The sequence below is a fragment of the Lacticaseibacillus daqingensis genome (assembly GCF_003946115.1).
In the GTDB taxonomy this organism is placed as follows: domain Bacteria; phylum Bacillota; class Bacilli; order Lactobacillales; family Lactobacillaceae; genus Lacticaseibacillus; species Lacticaseibacillus daqingensis.
Map to the genome: position 1 here is coordinate 1 of NZ_RHOH01000016.1, position 22,045 is coordinate 22,045.

Here is a 22,045-nt window from a genome sequence, read left to right on the forward strand (position 1 = left end):
CGCCGACCTTGGGCAATTTCTTCGCCGAGTGGTGTCAAAAACTTCGCATTACTTGGTAAAGCTATATGCCGTCTTCAAACGCGAAGTCTCTCGAATGTTCATTCGATACATGCAACAAGTTCTTCGTAATGAAAGAATCAACATTTATCGTAAACACCTTAAAGACATCAAAGAAACTCCGCTTGAGGAATGGCTACTGGAAGAAATCGCCAATCCTGGTCACCTCGAAGACTTTATTTTAACTGATGACCAAATTGCTCACCTTGAATCTTTTATTGAAAATGAGCGTCTTGCCACGGCCATTGCAACCCTTTCCACAGCTGATAAGATGGTGTTGTATCAGTATTACTATTCTGAACTGAACGACGTGGAAATCGGTAGCTACACCGGCAAGACTAGTCAGGGGGTGAACAAACGGCGGAGACGGGCACTAGCGCGAATTAAGGAAGCATACGAAAACATGTGATGAATACGGAGGAGTGTTCAATGCATTATACAGAGGTCGATAACCTGATCCCGGTTATCTTGGCAGCGCAGGACGGAGACGCAGAGGCAATGTCCCAACTACTCGATATGTTCAGCTACGATTTCGATCGCGAGGCTGCATTCGGAAAAAGCTATGTCGATCCCGATTTGAGGCAGGAACTTCAAATCAAGTTTGTATTCAGCGTTCAGCGCTTCAACGTGGCTGAACACCTATCGCAACCGTCCACTCAATCAAGTTCACAACTAACTCACACATAATCAATTTCAACTTTTTTCTGATTTTGGTTTCATTTCGACCCGTTCCCGTTGTCTGTATATGCAGAAGCGGGATTTTCTTTTGCTCGCTGTGTCCTTTGACAACTGAATAGCGCTGTTCAGCAACACCAGCCGTCGCCATGACCTCGTATGAGTTAGCGAACACCAAGGCCAGATACTTGCACGTCACTCCCACGTAACGGGAGAGCTGATCCGCTGTGGATCAGTTAGCCGGTCGGAACCGGGCTGAACAACGCCACCTAACCAACTTTCTGAATGGAGGTGATACACTCACCTTACGCACGAAATCTTGAAGGGAAGTGGCACTATCAGCCAAGAAATCCACCATGAGATGTCCTTCGTTTTGAGCGACGGACAGATCGACACAATCCGGAACAAAGTATTCGAGATTATCCGTGAAGAAGTAAATAGCGTTCGGCACGAAGCCCTGCTAAACGTCCGCTACTTCAAGAAAGGCGAAGCCTGCAAATATCTCAACGTTTCGTACAACACGTTAGACGCTTGGATTATGCTGGGTTTGCCCAAGATCACAATCGGTAACTCGGTCAGATTTGATCGCATTGAACTTGATAAATGGATGCAAGGCATGAGTATTGGATGTTAATATAATGATGTCTTACGCCTCACTGCCTTATTGAGCAGGAGGTCTATCATTATGTCAATCACAAAAACCCAAGCTGGTACCTATCAGGTCAGCGTTTTCTATCCAAAAGCCGTTCGCGAACTTATGGGCGTCGCCGGACAGACCCGTTTTCGGGAAACCATTTCGACCAAACAAGCCGCGGTCGCAAAGGAGCGTGAGATCAACAAGAAAATCAAAGAAGCCCAAAAGAACGGCAACGCTCGTTCTCTTGAGCTTAAAGGTAAAATTCTATTCAAGACGTTCTACAAAGATGTCTTCATGCCACTGTATCTGACTGGCTCCACTGGTCGGGCACCGGTTGTCCCAACTAAGGCTACTGTCGAATATCAGCGTGGGTTGTTCAAGAACCACCTATTGCCAATGTTCGGCTCCTATTCGATGACCTACCTGAACTCCAACAAAGAGTTCGTCGTAGATCAGCTCAAGGAGAAGTCAGAGCACTTCGCTAACATCAAAACGGTTAAGGCGTATGTGCGCCAAATGTTTGAAGTTGCCGAGATCCTCGACTACATCGAATATGACCGCGTTGGCAAGTCCCTTCGCCTTGTTGGGCAACCACACAAAGATAAGCTCAAGAAGGAGCGGGTGAAGAAAGGCGAGTTCCTGACCGCAGAGCAACTTCTGGACTGGCTACAAGCCACGAAAGAGGACTATGAACGCGGTAAGCTATCTTTAGCCGATTACACCCTGTTCCTCCTAACGTTGCACCTAGGCGACCGTAAGAGCGAATCCTACGCTTTGCAATGGAAGCACATTGATCTGGAAGCTGGCAAGTTATATCTGGTTCAGTCACTCGACAGTGATCGCGACGCTAAGGACACTAAGGGACACAAGCAAAGCATTATGACCCTGCCACAGGATATTCTGTATCTGTTGGCCGACTGGAAGACAGAACAAGCCAAACAGCTCGAAGCAATCGGGGTAGAACAAGATGGTGAGCAATGGCTGTTCACCTACGTCACTCGTGAGGGTGTTCACAACCAGCCACTTTACTCCGACTACCTCAACGCACGAATCAAGTCAGTCAACCGGCGTCACCCTGAATTGGTCTACCTGCATCCACACAAGATGCGGCACACGTTTAGCACCCTAGCACGACAAGGTGGTGCGTCTATGGAAGACATCTCCAGTGCACTCACCCATTCCAGTGTTTCAACCACGAGAACTTACGTGAATACACCGGATATAATAACAACAGTCACCCACCAACGCTTCCTAGATCGGCTGAATTCCGCAAGACTAGAAAAACAAAAAGACGTTCAGAATTCAGATTGAACTCCAAACGTCCTCATATTGAGCCAAATTCTCGTACAAATCACACTCGATTTGATGAATTTGTACGAAAACCAACTTTTAAGATTCCCGTCACGCCGCGGTTCGTGGCCGCAATGTGACAAAGTGGTCTTTATTTGCTGGTAAGACCGTACTTCTTGTTGAAGCGATCAACACGGCCGTCAGCCTTGCTGAACTTCTGCTTACCGGTGTAGAACGGGTGGGAGTCGGAAGAAATTTCGACCCGGACCAATGGGTAGGTTTCGCCGTCCATTTCAACGGTTTCGTTGGAGTTCTTCGTGGAACCGGAGATGAACTTGAAGCCCGTCGCGGAGTCCATGAACACAACCTGGTGGTATTCTGGGTGGATGCCTTGTTTCATAATCGTTTTCTCCTTTGCCCTAGGTCATTGCCTGCCCTAGAGATTATTCTAGTCACAACTATAGCATTCTAACATGATTGCAGGTGAAACGCAACGGCCGCTCAGCCTTCCTCAACGAGCGACACGTCTGCCCCAAGGCCGCGAAGCTTGGCGATCACGCGGTCATAGCCGCGCAAAATGTTCTCGGCTTTGGTGATGACCGTTTCACCGTCCGCCATTAACGCGGCGGTCATCAGACAGGCCCCAGCGCGAATTTCCTCGGCGGCGACTTCGGTGCCCTGCAGCTGGTCGGCGTGGTGCAGGATGATCACGTCATTTTCCACCGTGATGTCTGCCCCCATGCGGGTCAGTTCGGGAATGTGGCGCACGCGCTTCGGGTAGATGGTATCCACAATGATACCTTCCCCTTGCGCCTTGAGCAAAAGCGGCGTGATCGGCTGCTGCAGGTCGGTTGCAAAGCCGGGGTACGGCATGGTTTTGATCTGCACCATGCGCAGGTCCCCAGATGGGTAGACAAAGATGCTGTCCTCGCCCACATCCATGGTGACGCCCATTTCCTCCAGCTTGGCCAAAAAAGCGTCCAAGTGCTCGGAGATGATGTTCTGCACTTTGACCCCATCGCCCATGGCCGCGGCCATCGCCAGATAGGTCCCGGCTTCGATGCGGTCCGGAATGATGGTGTGCGCATTGTGCGCCGCCAGCTCGGCCACGCCCTCAATGCGAATCACGTCGGTTCCGGCGCCGCGCACCTGGGCGCCCATGTTGTTCAGGTAGGTGGCCAGGTCGATGATTTCCGGCTCCTTGGCCGCGTTCTCGATCACGGTGCGCCCGTGTGCGGTCACCGCGGCCAAGATCAGATTGATGGTGGCCCCAACGGACACCATGTCTAAGAAAATGCGCGCGCCATGCAGCCCTTCTTTGGGCGCACGAATGGCGATGGCCCCATGTTCATTGGCCACCTTAGCCCCGAGGGCCTCAAACCCTTTGATATGCTGATCGATCGGTCGCGGCCCAATGTCATCCCCCCCGGGGAGCCCAACAATGGCCTGACCAAAGCGCCCTAATAGCGCGCCCATGAAGTAGTAGGACGCTCGCAGGCTCTTGATCTTACCATTGGGCAACGGGACATCTTTGATTTCGGTTGGGTCGATGGTCATGACGCAATCGGCAAAGCTGGAATGCACGTTCATCTCTTCGAGGATGGCCATCAAGTTATCCACATCTTGAATGTGCGGAACAGAATCAAGCCTGACAGGGGTGCGGGACAGGATAGCGGCCGGGATCAGGGCAACGGTACTGTTTTTGGCCCCACCAATCACGACTGTTCCCGAAAGCTTCTTGCCGCCGCGAATCAGCATTTTTTTCATTATGGAATATTCCTCACTTAAATAACGTTCACTTGTCCAAACAGGCTGAAGCTGACCTGAGTAAAACCGCTTCATACGGTGGTTCGTTCACTGATAGGGGAGACGGTGCCTAAGCACACGTTCATCGTTTCATTTTAATGAACTTTCACCCAAAAAACAAGGCCGATCTCGCCGGCCACTGGCGCTGCGATAAATCCCGACCCGATTGCAGCCCAACGCCCCGCCAAAAAAGGCCGGTTACCCCAAGCGCCAGTTAATGGCACTTGGGGCAACCGACCCGAGGAAAAGGGAGGCGCGATTACTTAAAGTCGCCGGCCGCTTGGATGAAGGCTTGGAACAGCCCCTCCGGCTTAGTTGGCCGTGACTGGAATTCTGGGTGATACTGGGCTGCAACGAAGAACTTGTTCTTCGGCAGTTCGATGACTTCCATCAGCCGGTTGTCCGGCGATACCCCGGAGAACACGAGCCCGGCGTCTTCCATCGCAGCGCGGTACTTGGTGTTGAACTCGTAGCGGTGACGGTGACGCTTCTGCACTTCGGTCGCGTTGCCGTAAGCCGCCGCTGCCACGGAGCCGGCTTTGAGCTCACATGGGTACAGGCCTAGGCGCAGCGTACCCCCGAGGTTCTCAACGTTCACTTGGTCAGGCATCAGCCAGATGACCGGGTTCTTAGCGTCTGGTTCAACTTCAGCCGTGGCGGCGTCCTTGATGCCTAGCACATTGCGGGCAAACTCGATGGACGCCATCTGCATCCCCAGGCAGATGCCCAAGAACGGCACGTTGTTCTCACGCGCGTAGCGGATCGCGGCGATTTTACCCTCCAAACCGCGGTCACCGAAGCCACCGGGAACGAGGATCCCATCCGCGTCGCTCAACAGCTCGGCCACGTTGTCATCGTCCACTTCTTCCGCTTGGAACGTGGTGATCTCAACGTCTGAATCCCAGTAGTAGCCCGCGTGCTTGAGCGCTTCGGAAACAGAAATATACGCGTCCTTCAGCGCCACATACTTGCCGACCAGGGCGATCTTCACCTTGTGGTCCAAGTGCTGCACCTTGGTCAACAGGTTGTTCCACTCGGTCATGTCAGCGGCCGGCAGATCGATGCCGAAGTGGTCGAGCACGCGCTGATCCATGCCCTGGGCCTGCATCGCCAGCGGGATCGAGTACAGCGTCTTGGCGTCGCGGGATTCGATGATGGAATCCTCGCGCACGTCGGTGAAAAGGGCGATCTTCTTCTTCATGCCTTCCGTGACCGGCTTTTCCGTCCGCAGGATCAGCATATTCGGCTGAATCCCGATGTTGCGCAGTTCCTTGACGGAGTGCTGGGTCGGCTTGGTTTTCATTTCACCGGCTGCGCGCAGGTACGGCACGAGGGTCGCGTGAATGTAGTAGGTGTTCTCGGCGCCCACATCGTTTTTCATCTGACGAATGGCTTCCAAGAACGGCTGAGATTCGATGTCCCCAACGGTGCCGCCGATTTCGGTAATGATGATATCGGAATCGGTCGTTGTCGCCGCGCGCATGATCTTTTCCTTCAGCATATTGGTGATGTGTGGGATCACCTGTACCGTGGCACCGAGGTACTCCCCTTTACGTTCCTTCTCAAGGACCTCGGAGTAGATCTTCCCGGTTGTCACGTTGCTGTACTTATTCAGGTTGATATCGATGAAGCGTTCGTAATGGCCAAGGTCCAGGTCCGTCTCAGCACCATCATCAGTGACGAAGACTTCCCCGTGCTGATAAGGGTTCATCGTTCCGGGATCCACATTGATGTACGGATCAAATTTTTGAATCGTTACCTTTAAGCCTCGGTTTTTAAGCAGTCGGCCAAGGCTCGCCGCCACAATCCCTTTGCCAAGCGAAGACACAACGCCACCGGTAACAAAAATATACTTGGTCATGTGAAAACTCCTTTGTGTAGTTTTTGCGGGAAAAAACAAAAACAAGCTCCCTATTCAATCGAACAGGGAGCTTGCAACCGTCTGTGCTTTACCTGAGTAAAGCGCCCAGAAAGTATCGTAACGAAAAACAGTACAGGCGTCAAGTTTTTTCTAGAACTGTTGCGGTCAGCCAACGCCAACCGTCCCGCCATTAAGGTTGACCAGTCGATTAATGGCGCGCGCCACGACTTCGGCCTTCCACGGCCAGCTCAGTGTCCAGCGTCTACTGCCGCCTGCACTGCCGGCTAGTCCCAAAAAAAGCCTCGCATCACGGCCAAATGGCGCAATGCGAGGCAGGTCAAGCTAGTCGTTGTCTTCGTTGTCCGTCTCATCGGCGGTGAAATCGCTGTCGTCGTCCTCATCGTCTACGTCGTCGTCGCCGAATTCGGCCAGCTGCCCTTCGATACCGTCCGGCAGGGCGTCATCTGGGTCATCGGTGTCATCCGCGTCATCGTCCGCTGCGTCGGCATCGGCGAAGTCCTCGGTGTCATCCGTGTCGTCCGCGTCGCCATCGGCCTCGTCGTCATCCGCAAAGTCATCGTCTTCGGGATCGTCATCGTTGTAGTCGATCACGTCGTCGTCATCCGCCACATCGGCCAAGAAGGCGTTGACCTTCTTGCGCTTCTTGCGGCGCGGTGCGTCGTCCTCGTCTTCCGGATGGTTCACCTCTTCGTCAACGGATTCGTATGGGTACCACTCGCGCAGGCCCCAGACATTGTCACCCAAGGAGATGAAGCTCCCGTCGACATTCAAGTCCGTGTAGAATTGCGGCAAGCGGTCACGAACTTCTTCGTCGCGCTTCCCCAAGTAAGTCTGGATTTCATTCACGATGTCCACGAAGGCCATAGTATCGCCTTTTTCCTCGAGGATGGCGCGTGCCACCTCGATCATGGACAGTTCAGCTTTGTTCGCATCGGCAAATACGTCTAGTTTCAACCGGTACACGCCCTTTCCACAGTCTATTACTGATGATACGCGTTCAGGCCGAAAATTGCAATCGCATCCGGTAATTTCCAAGGTGTTCGCCGTTGCCGAACAGCTGATACTCGATATAGATCTCACCGGTCAGCGGGGCCTCGGTCAGCCGCACATCCAGCCGCGGCGTCACCGTTTCCACCGGGATGTCCCCGTACGGCGTCCGGTAGCGCGTCAAAATGCGCCGGGCGTTGGCGAAGTGAAGCCGCAGGTGCGTGTCCGCATCGCTGGCGCCTCGGGCCAGCTGCACACTGCCATCGCCTCGCAGCTTGAGGGTCACCGGGTAATCCGTTTGGGCCGCTTCATCGATTTCACGGTAGCGAATGTACAGGGTGTCGCCTAACTGCACCAGCGTCCCCGGTTCGTCGAAGACGTGTTTTTCAGTGGCGCCGTCCTGCTCGACGAACGTCTCCAAGTGGATCGTGATCGCCACGCCATGTGATAAGTCCATTCTGGTCACCGTCCTTTGTCCTCCATTATACCTTAATGAAGGCTCAGGTGCAGGCGGGTCCGTCCGCGCCAGAGCTGTCGTCGCGCCAATTTGACCGCCAGTGATGGCGTCTGTCAATCCGCGTGCCGCTGAATCACGGTTGTTTCGCGCCCCTCATTAGTTCCCGGAAGCGCGGCGCCGCTCACCACCGGCGGCAAAAAAAACCAAACCGGCGCCTAATCCTTGCGGCAGCAGTCCAGCATCGGTGCCGGTCGCGTGGCGCGCTTCACCGGGGCTTGCGGCGCCGGCGTTGACGCCCGGCGCACACAGCGAAAGCCGAGGTTGCTGGCGCTGGACTGACCGCTTTCCCCGTTGCGAGCGGATACCCGATACCGTTTGCAGTACGACTCGTGACAGAGAAACGAGCCGCCGCGGGTGGCGAAAACTTGGTCGGGCGCCAGCTTTGCCATGGTGGCCAAGTCGGCCGGGGTCAGCGCATTGAAGTGGGCCAGCGGGATGCGGGCCGGGTTCAGGCACCACTCCCAGACGTTGCCGATGACTTGATACAGGCCGTAGCCGTTCGGGTCAAAGCTGCGCACCGGCGCCGTGCCGACGAAGCCGTCCGCGGCATTGTTGGCGCGTGGAAAATCCCCTTGGAACGTGTTGCAGTGGTAGGTGTCCCCCGCCGTCAGCGAGTCGCCCCAGTACCAGTGGTCGCGGGCACTGCCGCCGCGCGCGGCCACTTCCCACTCGGCCTCCGTTGGCAGCGACTTGCCCGCCCAGGCACAGTAGGCCAGCGCGTCATTGCGTGAGACATGCACCACCGGGTGATCAGCCAGCCCGTCTAAGTTGGTGTCGGGGCCGAACGGGTGCGCCCAGTCCGCCCCATCGACGGCGTACCACCAAGGGAGCCCGGCCACGGTCGGGTTGGCCGCCTTGGTCGCCTCATCCAAGAGCAAGTGGAAGACGAACGAGTTACCGAACTGTTCCGCCTCGGTCTGATAGTGTGTCGCCTGAACGAACGCCGCAAAGTCCGCGTTCGTCACCGTCGTTGCGTCAATCGCAAAGTCTGCCACCTGCACCATTGTCTTGGGCGTTTCGTTGTCGCTGTAAAACCCTTTGCTTGCATCACCAGTGCCAATGGCGTACTGCCCGCCTTTGATCTGTATCATCCAAAAACCTCCTACTGTATCGATTCTCCTTCACAATACCACGTTTTTAGCAGCGGTTGCAGTCCCAATTCAGGTAGAGTTGGTATACGGCGACCCACCCACCCGGTCAAAAAGCTGCGACGCTGACCGGTGGTGGGTGTTATCCCTCGCCAGTTCTACTATAATGGAGGAGGAATCTGTACTGCCGCTGGCACAATGCCGCGGTACCGTTGATTCAGCCTGTCACCCCTGCCGCTTCCGCACGCGGCAGTCGCCAAAGGAGCTTAATGATGCCAATTCAATACTTACCCCGCGAAAAAGTGTTCCGCGATCCAGTCCATAACTACATTCACGTCCGCCATCAGGTAATCCTCGACCTGATCGACACACCCGAGTTCCAACGCCTGCGTCGCATCAAGCAACTCGGCGTGGCCGACGAAGTCTTCCAAGGCGCCGAGCACACGCGCTTCACGCACAGCCTCGGCGTGTACGAGATCACCCGCGAGATCTGCGACAATTTTGCCGTCAACTACCCGACCCAAACCGCCGGCGATGGGCTGTGGGACGACTCGGAGCGCCTGGTCGCCCTGTGTGCGGCGCTGTTGCACGATATCGGTCACGGCGCCTACTCGCACACGTTCGAGCATATTTTCGGCACCGACCACGAGGCCATCACGCGCCAGATCCTGACCGATGCCAGCACCAACGTCAATCGGATCCTGCGCGGCGTGGCGCCGGACTTCCCGGCCCAAGTCGCCAGTGTCATCGCGCACACCTACCCGAACCCACAGGTCGTGCAGATGATCTCCAGCCAGATCGATGCCGACCGCATGGACTACCTGTTGCGCGATGCCTACAACACCGGCACGAAATACGGGGAGTTCGACCTGACCCGGGTACTGCGGGTCATGCGGCCGTACGCCGGCGGCATCGGGTTTGACGCCAACGGCATGCACGCAGTCGAGGACTACATCGTCAGCCGTTTCCAGATGTATCAGCAGATCTACTTCCACCCGGTATCACGCGGCATGGAAATGATCCTGACCCACCTGCTGCAGCGCGCCAAGTCGCTGTACGAGGCCGGCAAATTCGACAGCAAGTTCAACCCACGGCTCTTGATCCCGTTTTTTGAACGCGACTTCACGCTCAAGGACTACCTGCGCCTCGATGACGGCGTTTTGAACACGTATTTCACCTACTGGCTCGACTACCCGGACCCGGTGCTGCGCGACCTCGCCGACCGCTTCTTGAGCCGCCGACCGCTTAAGTCCGTCACCTTCACCGACCAAACCGCGGGCCTGTTGCCTAAACTGCGCGACCTCGTGCAGCAGGCCGGGTTTGACCCCGACTACTATACGGCTGAAAACGACAGCTTCGACCTGCCTTACGACCAATACGACCCAAGTGCCGCCAACCCGAAGACTCAAATTGAGATCATTCAGGCTGACGGCACCCTGGAGGAGCTATCCACGCTGTCCCGCCTCGTCGCGGCCATCAGCGGTCAGGCCTCGGGCGACAAGCGGTTCTATTTTCCTAAGATCATGCTCAAACAGGACCCCGAGGCCGCCCACGCGGCCCAGTACCAGGCCTTCCAGGCCCATGTCCTCAACGGGGCGCTGATCGGCAGCTAAGCGCGCTGCTTGAGCCACTGCGCAACAGCCCAGCGGTGTGTGGGCCGCTTGAGCTGCGCCGCGGCCAGCTCGATGGGCATCAGCATCAGCGTGTTGAAGTCCTCAAGCGGCGCCGCCACGCAGCGAATGTCCTCGGCAACATAAAACGTTGCTGGATGGTAGTACGCGGTTTGCCGATAATGCGAGTAAAAGTACTCGCTGGCCCGGCCGAGGCGCGCGCCTTGCGTCACCGTCACGCCGAACTCCTCCAGCAGCTCGCGCGCCAGCGTCTGCGCATCCGCCTCACCGGCTTCCACTTCGCCGCCCGGCAGGAACAAGGCGTGGTTGGGCGCCTGCAACACCAGCAGCCGCTTGCCGCTGGCATCGGGGATCACGCCGTACACGCCGATGCGCGTGGTGTAAGTCACCGTGGGGTCTTTTTGGCCAAAAACCGGTTCGTGTGTCATTTGTCTACTCCCGTGGTCAGATATTCCTCTAATTATACCGCCACTAAATTCTAATCGCTACCCGTCCCACCCTGAAAGGAACATTCTTATGGCTGCGCTTTTCCCCTACCTCCCCGCCTTGTTTTTCGGCACGGTGTTCTTCGCGAGCTTCCTGCGCGAACCGCGTCGGCTCGTCAACGGGCTCTTGTTCAACCTCTTCTTACTCAGCGGCCTGGGGGCCTTGGCCTTCTGGATTCTCGGTACCGGCAACCGCTTGCTCATCGCCGTGGCCGCAACGCTGTTCATCATTTTCCTGCTGATCATCGGCGTCATCTTCGCCTTGCATCTGGTCTGGCTCCTGTGGAACGCGCGCGTCGTCTGGCGGCGTGAGGGCCACTCGCTCGGGAACATGCTGACGCTGGTGCTCGCCGGCAGCCTCTTACTGCTCGAACTGGCCGCCAGCTTCGGCCGCAGCTGGCTCCCTAATCCGCTGTACAACGGACTGGCGGTGTTCTTCAGCCTCAGCATCCTTTACGAGCTGGTCGCGTTGTACAACTTCCTGACCGCGCTGGTGTTGTACAACTTTTACCGCCCGCGCCACGATCAGGACTTCCTGATCGTGCTCGGGGCCGGCCTCCTCGGTGGTGAGCGCGTGTCGCCGCTTTTGGCCGCACGCATCAACGCCGGGCTGAAGTTTTACCACAAGCAGATCCGCAAAACAGGCAAGCACCCGACCCTCGTGTTCTCCGGTGGCCAAGGCGGCGACGAGAAGCTGCCCGAGGGACTCGCCATGCAGCGCTACGCCCTCGCGCAAGGCATCGACAAGGCCGACACGCTGGTCGAGGATCAGTCCAAAACCACCTACCAGAACATGCTGTTCTCCGCCCGCCTGATCAAGCAGGTGTGGGGCGACCAACCGTTCAAGGCGACCTTTTTCACCAACAACTACCATCTGTTTCGCGCCGGTATCTTCGCCAAAGCGGCGGGGCTCAAGGCCAATGGTGTCGGGGCGCCCACTTCGTTTTACTTCCTGCCCAACGCCGTGATCCGAGAGTACCTCGCCTTTGTCGTCATCCATAAGCGCCGGCACATCATCGTGGTCGGGCTGATCGCGCTGTTGGCCATCGCCATCGCGGTGCAACAAGCCTTCATGGGGTGACGTCAATCGGGTATACTGAAAGTAAAGGGAGGGAATGAAATTGCTCAAAGAATTCAAGGAATTTATCATGCGCGGTAACGTGCTTGACTTAGCCGTTGGGGTCATCATCGGCGGTGCCTTCACCGCGCTGGTCACCTCACTGACCAACAACCTGATCAACCCGATCATCGGGGTCTTCACCGGCACCAGCGGGTTGACAAAGCTCTCCTTCTCGGTGCTCGGCGCCAAGTTCACGTACGGGGCGTTCTTGAACGACGTGATCAACTTCCTGATCGTCGCGTTCGTCGTCTTCATCCTCGTGCGCAGCATCAACCGCCTGTTCCCGAAGAAGGAAGCGGCCCCGGCCGGCCCCACCAAGGAAGAGGAACTGCTCACCGAGATCCGCGATCTGCTGGCCAAAAAGTAGCGCGCGTCTCAATCAAGCTGCCTGCGGGTGGCTTTTTTGATTGCCATGAACTATATCCACGCCTTTTTTTGCCCATGAGTTCGCACAATCAACAGTCTGCCTGAAGCGTCCAAAAAACAGTGTCGTAACGGATCAAATCCGATACGACACTGTTTTTCTGATCTTTTTTGCTTGGTTGGCGAGAACTGTCAGGTATCGCGCATTTGATTTGCTTACTTACTGATTGCCTTAAGCAATGGCTTTTTTAACATGCACAGCGCGAAAACCACAATGCAGATCAGCGAGACAACTAAGCTAGGCGTCAATACCATCGCATTGGTCCCCGATAGCACAATGTAGCCGATCGTCCAGCTCAGAATCTGAACATTTGTGACCGCCAAAATATAGATTATAATCGCCAGAATGCCAAATGATGCACTCGCAATGATTAACAGCAACCAGATAAGATTGAGCCAGCGGGAATTATTCAGCGTTTCATAACTACTTTTCACGTTGCTTACCTCCTTTACCATTGAGGCACCATGCCCGGTACGGTAAGAGCACGAAGCTTCCGAGCATCAGGGCTGCCAATACAACGTTGCCCAGGATCCAGCCCCATTGCCAGTTGACGTTATACTTGCCACTAACTTGGCTAGCTTTGCTGTTCACATAAACATAAAGGATATTCTTGGCCGCACGCTGTAAGTTAGCCACCCCAGTTGAGGTCTTGAGCGTCTTGTCCGTGTAGCCAGCATTCCCGCTGGAACGCGTCAGCATCATATCGTTACCGGCCAGAACCGCGTAATCTGGTAGCATATAGTAACTCCCACCAGGGCCGACCCCATCTGTGATGATTTTTCCTTTATAACCCCATTCGTTGCGTGGCATCTCCGTGCATAGCGCATAGGTTGCGCTGCTCCAAGACGCCCCAATACGGGATAGTTCAGTCATCATCCCCGTGACATGGGCCTGTTTGGTGGCGAGTTCAAATGGTCGCGCGTAAATTTCGCGGATTGTTTGCTCATTGCACCAGTTGGCAGCACCGTCACGGTTAGTATCCTGCGTATTCAGCAGGTAGTGCTTGGCATAAACGTAGGTGCCTTCACCCTGCATCCCATTAATTTCTTGAACCGCCAGTTCGCCGGAAAGCGTCGGATCTTCACTGTAATACTCGAAATTGCGACCGCCGAACGGTGAGCGGTGCGTGTTCATTGCAGGTGCATACAAGCCCACGATCCCCCACGACAGCGCCTCCTTGGCATAAGTCTTGCCCATCTTATGAACAAGTGTTTTGTTCCAAGTCATTCCCATCAGAACTTCAGAAGTGTACGTGTTCATCTTGGTACCGCTAAAGTTGAACCCATTCAGCCCCTGCGGTCCATCGATATCAATTGTTTGCTTTTTACCAATAGAATCGATGGCAGAGGTCTGCCATCCAGCGTTCCCTGTGAGTTCCGTCAGTTCGCTGAGCGACATTTCTTGAACGAGCTTCTCCCACTTAGGACTGTTGTAAGCAACACCCTTCAGATCATTGATCTTGAGTCCATTCTGCGCCCCAGTCGTTGGTATTTTTGTCACTTTTTGAACCGTCTGGAAAACTGTTGATCCTGGCCCGTTTGCATTCAGCCGTTCCTTGACCTTGGCAGGAATCTTAGTTGGATTCAGCCGACGCTCAACCTTTGGGAAAGTGCCCGAAAAATCTTTGCGCGACAGATAGGTCATGTTCGTTTCAAGTTTTCCGGCGTCTTGGAATTCCTTTTGTGACTTGGCCACCACTTTATCCGTTGACCGCTTACCATCATTCTTATTATTGTAGATGATTCGTTTAGGCTGGTCGTAAGTAAACTGTGTTGAGGGACTCTTTTGATCATGCGCATCCGTTCGAAGGCTGAACTGATACTGGCCCTTGTCAAGAACATAGCAGCCGTTCGCACCTTGATCAAATGAGGCCATATCATCAAAGTTCATTGAAAGCTTCACCGTTTGTGACGCGCCCGGTGCCAATGTCTTGGTCTTACCAAAAGCACCCAGTGTTACGGCCGACTTTTCAATCCCGGTGGCGGTATACGGCGCACTGTAATAAAGTTGGACAACATCTTTACCTGCCACTTTGCCGGTGTTCGTCACCTTGACTGAAGCTGTCACCTTGCCGCCCTTGCCGCCAACCTGATAGCTCTGAAGTTGCCAGTTGAACTTTGTATAGCTTAACCCATAGCCGAACGGATATTGGACGACACTGTCGTATTGACTGTAATCATACGTTTTACCGTCCGGTGCCTTGATTTTAGCTTTTTCGGCTGCAGCCGTTTCATACCAGCGGTAGCCAGTATAAATGTTCTATTCGAAGTAAGCGTACTTATCAGACATGTTCTTGGTGTAGTTTGAGTACGAGTTATTCCCCATGTTGTAATAGGATGGGGCACTCTTAACATCGTAAGCATACGTATCAACCAAGTGGCCACTCGGATTGACATCGCCTTTCAATACTTCCGCGACGCCACGCATCCCGGTTGCACCAGGACCCGCAATATCCAACGCTGCATCAACACCAGCTTCATCAACAAAACCCAATTCCATCGCATGGGAAGAGTTGATCAAAACGACAACGTGTTTGAAATTCTTTTCAACATTGTGGAGTAACGAAAGTTCAGCGTCCTGCAACTGTAGGTACGTCTTGCCTTTATCGCCCCCAACGAGACCTTTCCCGGTTTTTTCATCCTTAACGCCCATATCCTGTGGCAGATCAGCGCCTTCACCACCTGCACGGGAAAAGACAACTAATGCCGTGTCACTATATGCCTTGGCTTTAGCCATGTGGGTCGTGACGTCGGTGCATTTTGCATCATAGATATTGTAGTCCCCACCATTAGGTGAGAAAACATTCCACTTTGAGCTTTGTTGAGACTTATCTTTGTAGTAATTCCACAGATCAGGGTTGACTGAGATCCCTTGCGCAGCAAACGACTGTTTCAAGTTATCGTTATACTTGGCCCCGCTGGTTGAGCCACTACCAGAACCCCCATAAACGAGATTGTAACTTGCGTAACCAAAGACGTTCACTTTACTCGTTGTCAGCGGCAACGCATTGTTCTCGTTCTTTAACAGCGTTGTGCCTTCGCTTGCCATCTTTGCGGTCAACTTTCTTGCCGCTTGGTATGTCTTTGTGTCGCCGCCCTGCGCAATTTGCTTGCGCACGGACAAGGTGGATGAAATCGTTCCTTGGTAGCGTGCAAGCGCAACGTTCGCAACGGTTGTGCCCATCGCTAAGACGACACACAGCGAAAGCCCAATAGCCCCGTAGACTTTTTTAATCGGATGCATCAAGCCCATTTTGGTTCCTCCTTAGAATAAGACCTATTTTAATTGAAATGATAAAGATGTTGCAAAACGACGTAACAGCCAGAAGTTACATGGCGTCCCACCTTTCCCGGCAAATTCACGCCAACGCCGATCATGCCAAGCCGCAAATGATGGTAAAGCGACTTATCGGTCTGACGAATATACATCCAAAGACGCTGCTTCTTGTGGAGGCTCTCCGGAGTCCCTTCACGAATCAGCAGAACGGACGAGACCCCAGTAATAATGGCAACGTACTGGCGGAGATAGCGTCTAAGGTGAGCCGTCTGAACCTGTTGCGGGCACGCTCTGGCGTAGCAATCAACTAACTGCTTATTAACGCGAAGCTGCTGGTCAATTCGGCTAATCATCACGCGCTCGTTGACGGATTGATCCTCACGCCCGATGAAATACCGGTAGAGATCAACGTTCAGATAGTACAGAGAGGTCACGCCCCCCAAAGGGGCAAAGACAAAGAGATTATCCACATAAAACGTGTGCGCCGGGAGCTTTAAACCGATCTTTCGCAGTAACTCAGTTCGATAAATCACGGCGTGCATAATCAGGTAATGCCCCAGCCGGGTGCGGGAGTCCGCCCACGTAAAAACATGATCCTGCGGAAACTGATGCACATAACGAATCGTCTTGCTCGCAGTGCCCTCCCCATGCTCATACGCGTAGTTGCAGATCATCAAATCAACCAGTTGGGTTGACCGCAGGCCGGAAAGCGTCTGGAGAACTTTTTGCAAGGCGGCCTCATTCAGCCAGTCATCACTATCCACCACCTTGAAATAATCACCCTTAGCCGCGGCTAACCCCGCATTGATTGCAGCCCCGTGGCCACCGTTGGCCTGGTGAATCACACGCACCGTAGGGCAACGCGCCCGGTAGCCGTCTGCAATCACACCGGTTCGATCCGTCGACCCATCATCAACAATGATGACCTCAATCTCCGGGCCAGCGACAAGGAGCGAGTCAACACAGCGGCTCAGGTAGTCCTGCGCGTTGTAAGCAGGCACTACAACTGTCAGTAGCATCCCGTTCACTCCTTTTTCATCACTTTGAACTTCAACATTGGGTAATTGATGACCACCTGCAAGACGATGTTGATCACATTGGCCACCGTTGCCGCAAACCCACCGATGTACGGGGCAAGCCAAGCAATCACGTGTGGTGGCAGCCAGACGGACACCAGGCCTGCGAACACCACCGTCCCGATATACCAAGGAAGCGAGTCGGCGATGTTGTTGTGAGCCCCAAACACGATGTAGCGCTGAACAAAGTAGTTCACGATTTGCGCGGCAACATAGGCAAGCAGAAACGAGTAGAACCCACCCAAGCCACCACTTTTAACCGGATAATCAAAAATGAACCAATGAAAGGGGGTCGCGGCCAGTGCTTTGAAGATGAGCCCGGTACTGAACCACAACACGACAAAGTTCGTGATTGTCGCCGCGTTACTCCACAGGTTGAACATAATAAACTCGTAAAAGTCCGGATGGCGCGCCTTGAACGCACGAACAGTTCCCCGTAGACCTTTAGTCTGCATGATCTTGTTCCTCCAATAGACGTCGTAATTGGCTGGTGCGCCGCCGTGCCGTCATCCAGCCACTGAGGACTTGCGTTACCCCCCGCCAGAAATGGCCGTTCGCGATTTGCGTAATCCCGTCGACCATCACAGAATCCATTTGGCCGTTGGTCATCTTGGCCATTCCACGAATTGGCATATTATAGATGAACAGGAGGTTGAGGCTGGACTTGCCCTGCGCCTCCAGTTTGGCCATGCGTCGTTGGAGCTGTCGCGCCACCAAGCGCGCGAGGGCGGACTGCGCCTCGTGCATGTCGCCAATTGTGCTATTCGCAGTTAATTGCCCATCATGTGATTCGGCCGCCCGGTCAGGGATCAGACAGGCGATTTCCTCAGGGGTTGCCTCGGTCACCGCTCCGCTGAAATAGTGCGGTAACCCAAGCTGGCGAGTGGGGGTCGGCCCTGCGACAGTGTACTGTGCCGTTAACCGCACATCCCGAGAACCAGCTGCCACAGCAATCGTGTAGATGCCACCCGGCGTGACCCAAACCTGTTTTGTCGGGTCCCAAGCGCGGAAGGTATACGCATCGAATGGGATCGTGACGCGCTGCGCCTCGCCAGGCGCCAACTTAATTTTGGTGAAACCTTTCAGTTCACGCACAGGATGATAAAGCTGCTGATCCGGGGATTGGACATACAGTTGAACCACTTCAGCACCGGTGCGCTGTCCCGTGTTGACGAGTGTCACGTGTGCCCCGGTCTGGTCGACCGTCAGCTCACGGTAATCGAACGTGGTGTAGGATAAGCCAAAGCCGAAAGGAAATGCCACCGGTGCGGCCACTTTATCGTAGTAGCGATACCCCACATAAAGAGACTCCTGGTACAGCACATCGCGCGTGCTGGTGGGGTACGCCGAATCCAACGGCACATCCTGCTGCACCAACGGATACGATTCTGCCAATTTACCACTGGGATTAACCTCACCCAGCAAAACATCACAAATTGCGCTTGCGCCAGCCTCACCGGTCAGATAAGTGTGAAGAAGCCCCTCGACGTCCTTGCGCCACGGCATGGTAACCACCCCACCTGCCGCTAAAACCGCGACGACCGGGGTATCTAACGAAGCTAGCGCGTCTAATAAGGCGACTTGATTTCGAGGCAATTCAAGACTAGTTCGGTCTTTTCCTTCTGATTCCTGCGCTTCGTTCAAGCCAATGAACACAAGCGCAACATCTGCGTGACTGGCTAGGCTCTTGGCCTCTTCCAGAAGATCAGCGTCGGGGTGATCCACCCGGGTAAAACCCTGGGCGAACCCCGTCACGTTCAACCGTAGCCCTGCGACTTCGGTGAAGCGCTCAACTTGCTTGGCATTGACGGCCGATGAGCCTGCACCCTGATAACGCGGTGTCTGAGCAAAATCGCCAATCACAGCAATGCGTGTTTGCGAACTCAGCGGCAAAACATCGCGCTGGTTTTGCAAGAGCACCATACTCTCGGCCGCCGCCCATCGAGCCACCTCGTGATGGCCGGCAAAATCCGTCGGGTGTGGCGCCCGGATCGTTGCCGCCTGCACGACCCGCAAATACTCGATCACGCGCTGATCCAGCACACTTTGTGCCAACTTTCCGGCGCGGACGGCGTCAATCAAGACCTGTGGACCTTCCAGCCCCGTGCTTGGCATCTGCAAGTGACTGCCGGCGGTCACCCCCGCCACATGGTCGTTGTCCCCACCCCAATCAGAGACGACGAGGCCGTCAAAGCCCCACTCATCACGCAGCGTCGTTTGAAGAAGCGCAGCGTCTTCGTTGGCATAGGTCCCATTGATCATGTTGTAGCTCGACATTACAGCGTGCGGGTGCCCCGCCTTGACCGCGATCTCAAAATTAGTTAGGTACAACTCCCGCTCAGCGCGGGCATCAACCACGGAATTACTGGCCATTCGCTTGAGTTCCTGTGAATTTACCGCCAGATGCTTTGGCGTCGCGATCGTGCCGGTTGACTGCACGCCTTGAATGTACCCAGCGGCCATTTGGCCAGCAAGGTAAGGATCTTCGCTGTAATACTCAAAGTTCCGCCCACAGCGCGGGTTGCGCTTGATGTTCAGCGCGGGACCCAGCAATTCTTGAACGCCGTTGGACTGGCATTCTTCACCGATTGCGTGTCCCACCGCCTGCGCAACCGCAGGATCCCAGCTTGCCGCCAATGTGGCACCAGCAGGAAAACAAGTCGCGGGTACACTGCCGTTGAGACCAAGGTGGTCAGCGGCGCCTTCTTGCTTGCGCAACCCGCTTGGGCCGTCCGCAAGCGTCAGGGAAGGAATGCCATACTTCGCAATTTCGCGGGTCGTGAACGTGGTGGCGCCCGATAAGAGCGTTGCTTTTTGCTCTAATGTTAATTTGGTCACTAGTATTTCTGGTGCTTCCATCCTCATCACTCCGTTTCACAATCTCACCATACGATGAAAACGATTGCTTGCCAGCCACTTCTGCGTAACTTGTCAAAATGCCTGCGTAACCTGCCGTCACTGCGATTGAATCCGCTTGGTCTTTCGCTTATGTTAATAGTAGGAGGTGGGAAGATGCGCATTGCAATTGTAGAGGACGATCTGACAACGGCTTTGGCGTTCAGCCGCTTGATCGACCGGTTCAGTCAGACTCACGACATTGCGGTCACCCAGACACGCTTTGACAGTGGTATCGCAATTGTTGACCATTACCAGCCAGTGTTCGATGTCATCTACTTGGATATTCAGATGGCGCACCTGGACGGTATGACAGCAGCAAAAAAGATTCGAGCAAAGGATCCAACGGTGCTGATCGTCTTCGTCACGAACTACGTCCAGTATGCGATTGACGGCTACGCAGTCGATGCCACGGACTTTTTGTTGAAGCCCGTCACCGCGTTTGCCTTTGCCGAGCACTTCAAAAAAATCCAGGCGCGCTTGGCCGCCCGCGAAACCCCCACTCTCACGCTAAAGGCCAACGGTGAGCTGATTCGCTTGGCGATTCCCGCCATCACCTACATTGAAAGTCGCGGTCACTATCTGACCGTCCACACCGCGGATCGACTCATCACGTCACTGGACACGCTACGTCACTTGGAAGCACAACTCGCCCCACACCATTTTTACCGGTGCAATAACTCCTACCTGGTCAACTTGGCGCAAGTCGGCGGGATCGAAAATGGCGCGGTGCTTGTTGCAGGAACCCCGCTTCAAATCAGCCGACCACGGAAAAAGGCGTTCCTCGCGGCGCTGACAGACTATCTGGGAGGCGAAGCCTGATGACCAGCCTGTTACCAAACATTCCCCGTCTGTACACCGCCTTGGCCGAATGGCTGGCCTGCGGCGTGGTGCTACTTCCTTGGCCCAAGCGGGCATGGTGGCAGTTGCGCTTATTTGCGTGCGGCGTTGGCCAGTTGGCGCTGCAACTATGGGTCGGCAGCTGGCCGCTCTGGTTGTGGGTACCGGGGATGCTGCTTAACGTTGGGTGGATGTTGATGACGCTGACGTGGTGTGCCACCGCTTCCGCCACTACCCGCGGGTTCGCCGTCGCTAAGGCATTCGTGTTCGCAGAATTTGCCGCCAGCGTAGTTTGGCAGGTTTACTGTTACACGCTTTGGCACCGCGTTGCGAACTCGACCGCCTGGGTCCCGCTTGTCATGCTGGTCGGTTATGCGTTGCTATTTGCCGGAGATGTCTGGCTTGAACGGCGACAGATGGCCACCCAACCGGTTGGGCGGCGCGCTTTGTTTGCCGCCGTGCTCACCGCAACGATCGTCTTTGCTGTGTCAAACATCGGCTTTATCTTAGCGAACACGACCTTTGCGTTAGGCGACTCAGTCACGATATTTCTCTTCCGCACCTTGGTTAACTTATGTGGTCTCCTGATTTTCGCCTTGCAGGCCGACCAGCGCCAGGAAAATCAGCTTCAAGCGGAGCTGGGGGCGATCAATCGCATGTTCCAAACCCAGTACGATCAGTACACCGCCTACAAGGAAAGCAGCACCGTCATTCGCCGACAGTTTCACGATCTCAAGCACCAGATGGCCGTCATTCTCAGCGAAGATAACGCGGCCGTTCGCGCGCGCTACCTCAGCGAGTTATCCGCCGCCATCAACACTTACGCCGCTACCATCTCCACCGGGAGCGCCGTACTGGATACCGTTCTGTCTCAGAAAAACGCAACCGCACTCGGCAAGCATATTGACCTTACCTGTTTTGCCGATGGCCAGGCGCTTGGCCGCATGCAACCCATGGACATCGCCAGCCTCTTTGGCAACGCCCTCGACAATGCCATCGAAGCGGTGAGCCAGTTGGAGGACCCCGATCAGCGCCTCATTGAAGTGCGCGTTGCCCAAAAGGCAGGTTTTCTCGTAATCACTTGCCGTAACGTCGTCAAGCAGGCCCCCGCATTTCGTGATGGAATACCGCCAACCACCAAAGCCAACGCCGAGCAACACGGTTTTGGCCTAAAAAATATCGCCTACATCGTTGAAAAATACACCGGTCAGATGACCCTAAAGTTTGAAGACGGCTGGTTCGCCCTCAAAATCGCCATTCCACAAAGCTCGGTCGCCCCATAAAACGGCAACGCATTCATTCACCGCACAAAAAAAGGTGCCACCTTCCACGCATGGAGGGTGACGCCTTTTGGGTTCG

General features: G+C 54.8%; 22 protein-coding genes. 9 read left to right on the forward strand and 13 right to left on the reverse strand.

Features of this window, described 5'->3' with window-relative positions:
• Positions 1-94 precede the first annotated feature (94 nt).
• The 4 genes from EKM88_RS12325 (at position 95) to EKM88_RS12340 (ending at position 2,680) form a co-directional block, all read left to right on the forward strand.
• The gene (locus tag EKM88_RS12325; RefSeq protein WP_125706614.1) at positions 95-466 is read left to right on the forward strand and encodes a sigma-70 family RNA polymerase sigma factor; all 372 of its coding nucleotides are present in this window, start codon (positions 95-97) and stop codon (positions 464-466) included.
• Positions 467-486: 20 nt separating this feature from the next.
• The gene (locus EKM88_RS12330) at positions 487-744 is read left to right on the forward strand and encodes a helix-turn-helix domain-containing protein (protein ID WP_107773120.1); all 258 of its coding nucleotides are present in this window, start codon (positions 487-489) and stop codon (positions 742-744) included.
• Between the two features lie 349 nt (positions 745-1,093).
• Positions 1,094-1,366 carry a helix-turn-helix domain-containing protein gene (locus EKM88_RS12335; protein ID WP_125706616.1) on the forward strand — a complete coding sequence of 91 codons (273 nt, stop codon included), beginning with the start codon at positions 1,094-1,096 and terminating at the stop codon, positions 1,364-1,366.
• Between the two features lie 51 nt (positions 1,367-1,417).
• Positions 1,418-2,680: a tyrosine-type recombinase/integrase gene (locus tag EKM88_RS12340; protein WP_125706618.1), complete on the forward strand. Its 1,263-nt coding sequence runs from the start codon at positions 1,418-1,420 to the stop codon at positions 2,678-2,680.
• A 130-nt stretch (positions 2,681-2,810) separates the two neighbouring features.
• Here EKM88_RS12340 and EKM88_RS12345 read toward each other — a convergent pair whose 3' ends face one another.
• The 6 genes from EKM88_RS12345 to EKM88_RS12370 form a co-directional block, all read right to left on the reverse strand.
• Positions 2,811-3,059 (reverse strand): type B 50S ribosomal protein L31, encoded by a 249-nt coding sequence (locus EKM88_RS12345; protein WP_125706620.1) that lies wholly within the window; start codon positions 3,057-3,059, stop codon positions 2,811-2,813.
• 101 nt (positions 3,060-3,160) lie between these two features.
• Positions 3,161-4,426, reverse strand: coding sequence for a UDP-N-acetylglucosamine 1-carboxyvinyltransferase (locus EKM88_RS12350; protein ID WP_125706622.1), 1,266 nt, complete (start codon positions 4,424-4,426; stop codon positions 3,161-3,163).
• A 298-nt stretch (positions 4,427-4,724) separates the two neighbouring features.
• On the reverse strand, positions 4,725-6,326 hold the full coding sequence (locus EKM88_RS12355) for a CTP synthase (protein ID WP_125706624.1): 1,602 nt from the start codon (positions 6,324-6,326) through the stop codon (positions 4,725-4,727).
• 342 nt (positions 6,327-6,668) lie between these two features.
• Entirely contained in the window at positions 6,669-7,301 is a 633-nt protein-coding gene (gene rpoE, locus EKM88_RS12360) for a DNA-directed RNA polymerase subunit delta (protein WP_318530875.1), read from the reverse strand.
• A 43-nt stretch (positions 7,302-7,344) separates the two neighbouring features.
• The gene (locus EKM88_RS12365) at positions 7,345-7,791 is read right to left on the reverse strand and encodes a DUF1934 domain-containing protein (protein ID WP_125706628.1); all 447 of its coding nucleotides are present in this window, start codon (positions 7,789-7,791) and stop codon (positions 7,345-7,347) included.
• Positions 7,792-8,006: 215 nt separating this feature from the next.
• On the reverse strand, positions 8,007-8,942 hold the full coding sequence (locus tag EKM88_RS12370; RefSeq protein WP_125706630.1) for a formylglycine-generating enzyme family protein: 936 nt from the start codon (positions 8,940-8,942) through the stop codon (positions 8,007-8,009).
• A 269-nt stretch (positions 8,943-9,211) separates the two neighbouring features.
• On the opposite strand from EKM88_RS12370, the gene EKM88_RS12375 reads away from it, so the two are divergent.
• Positions 9,212-10,552: an HD domain-containing protein gene (locus EKM88_RS12375; protein WP_125706632.1), complete on the forward strand. Its 1,341-nt coding sequence runs from the start codon at positions 9,212-9,214 to the stop codon at positions 10,550-10,552.
• On the opposite strand, the gene EKM88_RS12380 is transcribed toward EKM88_RS12375, so the two are convergent.
• Positions 10,549-10,998, reverse strand: coding sequence for an NUDIX hydrolase (locus tag EKM88_RS12380; protein ID WP_125706634.1), 450 nt, complete (start codon positions 10,996-10,998; stop codon positions 10,549-10,551). The genes EKM88_RS12375 and EKM88_RS12380 overlap by 4 nt on opposite strands.
• Before the next feature lie 88 nt (positions 10,999-11,086).
• Here EKM88_RS12380 and EKM88_RS12385 point away from each other — a divergent pair, with 88 nt between their 5' ends.
• Positions 11,087-12,136, forward strand: a complete 1,050-nt coding sequence (locus tag EKM88_RS12385; protein WP_125706636.1) for a YdcF family protein — start codon at positions 11,087-11,089, stop codon at positions 12,134-12,136.
• A gap of 40 nt (positions 12,137-12,176) precedes the next feature.
• Positions 12,177-12,542: a large-conductance mechanosensitive channel protein MscL gene (gene mscL / locus EKM88_RS12390; protein ID WP_125706638.1), complete on the forward strand. Its 366-nt coding sequence runs from the start codon at positions 12,177-12,179 to the stop codon at positions 12,540-12,542.
• Between the two features lie 212 nt (positions 12,543-12,754).
• On the opposite strand, the gene EKM88_RS12395 is transcribed toward mscL, so the two are convergent.
• The 6 genes from EKM88_RS12395 to EKM88_RS12415 form a co-directional block, all read right to left on the reverse strand.
• Positions 12,755-13,033, reverse strand: a complete 279-nt coding sequence (locus tag EKM88_RS12395) for a hypothetical protein (RefSeq protein WP_225418483.1) — start codon at positions 13,031-13,033, stop codon at positions 12,755-12,757.
• Positions 13,023-14,666 (reverse strand): glycoside hydrolase family 3 N-terminal domain-containing protein, encoded by a 1,644-nt coding sequence (locus tag EKM88_RS13530; protein WP_225418484.1) that lies wholly within the window; start codon positions 14,664-14,666, stop codon positions 13,023-13,025. The genes EKM88_RS12395 and EKM88_RS13530 overlap by 11 nt, the downstream gene beginning before the upstream one ends.
• Before the next feature lie 192 nt (positions 14,667-14,858).
• Positions 14,859-15,851, reverse strand: a complete 993-nt coding sequence (locus EKM88_RS13535) for a glycoside hydrolase family 3 protein (RefSeq protein WP_225418485.1) — start codon at positions 15,849-15,851, stop codon at positions 14,859-14,861.
• Positions 15,852-15,880: 29 nt separating this feature from the next.
• A complete protein-coding gene (locus EKM88_RS12405) occupies positions 15,881-16,894 on the reverse strand; it encodes a glycosyltransferase family 2 protein (protein WP_125706642.1) in 1,014 nt (337 codons plus the stop codon).
• A 5-nt stretch (positions 16,895-16,899) separates the two neighbouring features.
• Complete coding sequence (locus EKM88_RS12410; RefSeq protein WP_125706644.1) at positions 16,900-17,406, reverse strand: GtrA family protein; 507 nt, start codon at positions 17,404-17,406, stop codon at positions 16,900-16,902.
• Positions 17,396-19,789, reverse strand: coding sequence for a glycoside hydrolase family 3 C-terminal domain-containing protein (locus EKM88_RS12415; RefSeq protein ID WP_318530877.1), 2,394 nt, complete (start codon positions 19,787-19,789; stop codon positions 17,396-17,398). The genes EKM88_RS12410 and EKM88_RS12415 overlap by 11 nt, the downstream gene beginning before the upstream one ends.
• Before the next feature lie 174 nt (positions 19,790-19,963).
• Between EKM88_RS12415 and EKM88_RS12420 the strand changes: the two genes are divergently transcribed.
• Complete coding sequence (locus tag EKM88_RS12420; protein ID WP_125706646.1) at positions 19,964-20,668, forward strand: LytR/AlgR family response regulator transcription factor; 705 nt, start codon at positions 19,964-19,966, stop codon at positions 20,666-20,668.
• The gene (locus EKM88_RS12425; protein WP_125706647.1) at positions 20,668-21,969 is read left to right on the forward strand and encodes a sensor histidine kinase; all 1,302 of its coding nucleotides are present in this window, start codon (positions 20,668-20,670) and stop codon (positions 21,967-21,969) included. Before EKM88_RS12420 ends, EKM88_RS12425 begins: the two co-directional genes overlap by 1 nt.
• Positions 21,970-22,045: the final 76 nt, after the last annotated feature.

Coding starts and splice junctions, on each gene's coding strand:
- EKM88_RS12325 (WP_125706614.1), top strand. CDS start 95: ATGTTCATTCGATACATGCAACAAGTTCTTCGTAATGAAAGAATCAAC.
- EKM88_RS12330 (WP_107773120.1), top strand. CDS start 487: ATGCATTATACAGAGGTCGATAACCTGATCCCGGTTATCTTGGCAGCG.
- EKM88_RS12335 (WP_125706616.1), top strand. CDS start 1,094: ATGTCCTTCGTTTTGAGCGACGGACAGATCGACACAATCCGGAACAAA.
- EKM88_RS12340 (WP_125706618.1), top strand. CDS start 1,418: ATGTCAATCACAAAAACCCAAGCTGGTACCTATCAGGTCAGCGTTTTC.
- EKM88_RS12345 (WP_125706620.1), bottom strand. CDS start 3,059: ATGAAACAAGGCATCCACCCAGAATACCACCAGGTTGTGTTCATGGAC.
- EKM88_RS12350 (WP_125706622.1), bottom strand. CDS start 4,426: ATGAAAAAAATGCTGATTCGCGGCGGCAAGAAGCTTTCGGGAACAGTC.
- EKM88_RS12355 (WP_125706624.1), bottom strand. CDS start 6,326: ATGACCAAGTATATTTTTGTTACCGGTGGCGTTGTGTCTTCGCTTGGC.
- EKM88_RS12365 (WP_125706628.1), bottom strand. CDS start 7,791: ATGGACTTATCACATGGCGTGGCGATCACGATCCACTTGGAGACGTTC.
- EKM88_RS12370 (WP_125706630.1), bottom strand. CDS start 8,942: ATGATACAGATCAAAGGCGGGCAGTACGCCATTGGCACTGGTGATGCA.
- EKM88_RS12375 (WP_125706632.1), top strand. CDS start 9,212: ATGCCAATTCAATACTTACCCCGCGAAAAAGTGTTCCGCGATCCAGTC.
- EKM88_RS12380 (WP_125706634.1), bottom strand. CDS start 10,998: ATGACACACGAACCGGTTTTTGGCCAAAAAGACCCCACGGTGACTTAC.
- EKM88_RS12385 (WP_125706636.1), top strand. CDS start 11,087: ATGGCTGCGCTTTTCCCCTACCTCCCCGCCTTGTTTTTCGGCACGGTG.
- EKM88_RS13535 (WP_225418485.1), bottom strand. CDS start 15,851: ATGGGCTTGATGCATCCGATTAAAAAAGTCTACGGGGCTATTGGGCTT.
- EKM88_RS12405 (WP_125706642.1), bottom strand. CDS start 16,894: ATGCTACTGACAGTTGTAGTGCCTGCTTACAACGCGCAGGACTACCTG.
- EKM88_RS12410 (WP_125706644.1), bottom strand. CDS start 17,406: ATGCAGACTAAAGGTCTACGGGGAACTGTTCGTGCGTTCAAGGCGCGC.
- EKM88_RS12420 (WP_125706646.1), top strand. CDS start 19,964: ATGCGCATTGCAATTGTAGAGGACGATCTGACAACGGCTTTGGCGTTC.
- EKM88_RS12425 (WP_125706647.1), top strand. CDS start 20,668: ATGACCAGCCTGTTACCAAACATTCCCCGTCTGTACACCGCCTTGGCC.